This window comes from Burkholderia sp. E168m23 (assembly GCF_016586125.1).
Classification (GTDB): Bacteria; Pseudomonadota; Gammaproteobacteria; order Burkholderiales; family Burkholderiaceae; genus Burkholderia; species Burkholderia orbicola.
Genome location: NZ_BCPP01000911.1, coordinates 1 through 2867, shown reverse-complemented (window position 1 = coordinate 2867; position 2867 = coordinate 1). Strand labels below are relative to the sequence as shown.

Below are 2867 nucleotides of genomic sequence, written 5' to 3'. Positions count from 1 at the left end.
AAGGTGCACTTCCACTTCACGGTCACCGGCCGCAATCTGAACCCGGCCACGGTCGAGCGCGCGATCAACCTGTCGCACGACAAGTACTGCTCCGCGTCGATCATGATCGCGAAGACGGCCGAACTCACGCATTCGTTCGACATCGTCGCCGCCTGAGCGCACGGCGCGCGCATGAAAAAAGGGCCGGCGCTCCGCAGGGAGCGCCGGCCCTTTCGCATTCGAACGGCAAAGCAGGCCGATAAGCCGGATTCTGTGCACGCTGCACGCCGAAGCGCGCAACGCGTGGCAGTCATTCCTCTAGGCGCGCCATTGCTGACGCGCTCAAGCTTCCTACCCGCAGACGAGACGGGGGCCCCGTCCTGCATCCGAAAATGCGCGCCTGCCTACTTGGAATTGCTCCGGGTGGAGGTTACCGTGCCGGCGAACGTCGCCGTCGCCGCGGTGCGCTCTTACCGCACCGTTTCACCCTTACCTGATCCCGGCTTGCGCCGGGCCATCGGCGGTTTGCTTTCTGTTGCCCTGTTCCGCGTGTCGCCACGGATGGCCGTTAGCCATCACCCTGCCCTGTGGAGTCCGGACTTTCCTCGCCCCCGCGCGCCCGAAGGCGGCGAGGCCGCGACTGCCTGGCCTGCTTTGCGACGCGCATTCTAGCACTGCGCGCCGCCGTCGGCAGCGCGCGAGCGGCGGCCGCGGCGAAACACGGCCGGATCGTCGTAGAACGCGGCGTCGGCGTTCGCCGCGCACCAGCCCGGCACGCCGAGCACCGGCAGCGGCGCGAAGTCGCGGCTCGTCAGCGCGCACGTCGCGAATTCGGCAGCGATTCGTGCATCGACGTGCGCGCGCCGTCGCGCGTCGGGCCATGAAAAATAGTCGGCGCTCACTTCGACGATCCATGCGTGCGCGGTGCAGGACTTGTAGGGTGCGACGAGCTGTTCGAGCAGCGCATGGCCGACGAGTCGCGCTTCGCAGCGCGTGCCCCACGCATCGCGCGCGGCCACCAGCAGCCGCGGCCAGTCGAAGCCGCGCAACGCGTCGGCGAGCGCGCGGTCGGCGGTGACGAACAGCGCGGCGTTCTCGTCGAACAACGTGAGCGCATCGCGCAACGTACCGCGCACGGGGCCGACTCCGCCCGCCGCGTCGATCGCGGCGGCCTGGCGCGCATTCAGCGCGGCCTTGATGCGCGGGTACGCGAACCAGACGAGCGCATTGAAGAAGTCGTGAAGATGGTGGCGGGTCGGCACGTGGCCGGTGCCCGCGATATGGGTCTCGTACGCGACGCCGGGCGGCAGCTCGGCCTGCGGCACGAAGCGCAGCGGCCTGCCGCGGCCGGTGACGCGATCGCCGCCTCGTGACATGCCGCCCAACGCGCCGTTCAACGCATCGAGCAGCGCGGCCTCGCCCGCCCGGGCGGCCGCCTGCCACGCGCGGCCCGGCTCCGCGTAAGGCGCGAGCCACGGCGCGGACCAGTCGATCCGCGCGAAATCCGCCGCCGCGCGACCGGCCGCAAGGCCGGGTTCGCACGGCGGCGTGCCGGTCACGCCAGCTTCCAGCCGATCGTCTCGCCGCCGCGCAGCGGCACGACCGGCGTATCGCCCGCGAAGATCTCGCGCGGCAGTTCCCACGGCTCGCGGCGCAGCGTGACCGTCTCGGCGCTGCGCGGCAGCCCGTAGAAATCGGCGCCGAAGAAGCTCGCGAACCCTTCCAGCTTGTCGAGCGCGCCGGCCGTGTCGAACGCTTCCGCGTACAGTTCGAGCGCGTGCAGCGCCGTGTAGCAGCCCGCGCAGCCGCACGCGGTTTCCTTCGCGTCGCGCGCATGCGGCGCGCTGTCGGTGCCGAGGAAGAAGCGCGGATTGCCCGACGTCGCGGCCTCGACCAGCGCCACGCGATGCGTCTCGCGCTTGAGCACCGGCAGGCAGTAGTAATGCGGGCGAATCCCGCCGACGAACAGCGCGTTGCGGTTGTACAGCAGGTGATGCGCGGTGATCGTCGCGCCGAGCAGGCCGGGCGCCGCGTCGGCATCGCGTACGTAGTCGGCCGCGTCCTTCGTCGTGATGTGCTCGAACACGACCTTCAGGCCCGGGAAATCGCGGCGCAGCGGCGTCATCACGCGGTCGATGAACACCTTCTCGCGGTCGAACAGGTCGATCGACGCATCGGTCACCTCGCCGTGCACGAGCAGCGGCATGCCGGTGTCCTGCATCGCCTCGAGCGTCTTCGCGCATTTCGCGAGATCGGTGACGCCGTGGTCGGAGTTCGTCGTCGCGCCTGCCGGATACAGCTTCACGCCGTGCACGAAGCCGCTTTCGCGCGCGCGGCGGATTTCGTCGGGCGGCGTGTTGTCGGTCAGGTACAGCGTCATCAGCGGCTCGAACGTCATCCCGGCCGGCAGCGCGGCGAGGATGCGCTCGCGATAGGCCTGCGCCTGCGCGGTGGTCGTGACGGGCGGCTTCAGGTTCGGCATGACGATGGCGCGGCCGAACTGGCGGGCGGTGTGCGGCAGCACGGCGGCGAGCATGTCGCCGTCGCGCAGGTGCAGGTGCCAGTCGTCGGGACGGGCGAGCGAAAGCGTCGCCGGGGAAGAAGCGTTCGAGGCAGTCATAGGAGGCGTCGTGAGGAACGGGCTTGCCATCGGCGGGGCCGGAACGCGCGTGCGCGGGCCGACTGACGGCAAACCGCAACACGGGGCCTTTGGCCAGCGGAATCCGCTTTTTACCGCTCAGGGCTCGGTGATATGCTAGAAGCCGCATTGTACCGGGGTTCGCCCGGTTCGTTACCCCCCGCTTCAGCCTGCCGCCCCACGTAAAATGTGCCAACTCCTTGGAATGAACTGCGCCGCGCCGACGGACGTCACATTCTCCTTCACAGGT

Annotated in this window: 3 protein-coding genes, 1 other RNA gene and 1 pseudogene; 2 read left to right on the top strand and 3 right to left on the bottom strand. The window is 69.6% G+C overall.

Annotated elements, in window-relative coordinates; translation table 11 throughout:
- Nucleotides 1-156, top strand: a pseudogene (locus tag JMF90_RS31795) (peroxiredoxin); the annotation flags it as partial.
- Between the two features lie 67 nt (nt 157-223).
- On the opposite strand, the gene rnpB reads toward JMF90_RS31795, so the two are convergent.
- The 3 genes from rnpB to pyrC all read right to left on the bottom strand — a co-directional run bounded on the left by rnpB (nt 224) and on the right by pyrC (nt 2599).
- Nucleotides 224-635: RNase P RNA component class A (rnpB, locus tag JMF90_RS31790), an RNA gene on the bottom strand.
- 12 nt (nt 636-647) lie between these two features.
- A complete protein-coding gene (locus tag JMF90_RS31785; RefSeq protein WP_125380843.1) occupies nt 648-1538 on the bottom strand; it encodes a DUF3025 domain-containing protein in 891 nt (296 codons plus the stop codon).
- The gene (gene pyrC / locus JMF90_RS31780) at nt 1535-2599 is read right to left on the bottom strand and encodes a dihydroorotase (RefSeq protein WP_012327899.1); all 1065 of its coding nucleotides are present in this window, start codon (nt 2597-2599) and stop codon (nt 1535-1537) included. The genes JMF90_RS31785 and pyrC overlap by 4 nt, the downstream gene beginning before the upstream one ends.
- A 205-nt stretch (nt 2600-2804) precedes the next feature.
- Here pyrC and JMF90_RS31775 point away from each other — a divergent pair.
- Nucleotides 2805-2867, top strand: a 63-nt coding sequence (locus JMF90_RS31775; protein WP_201325916.1) for a class II glutamine amidotransferase, incomplete at its 3' end; no start/stop codon positions are given.

Coding starts and splice junctions, on each gene's coding strand:
- pyrC (WP_012327899.1), bottom strand. CDS start 2,599: ATGACTGCCTCGAACGCTTCTTCCCCGGCGACGCTTTCGCTCGCCCGT.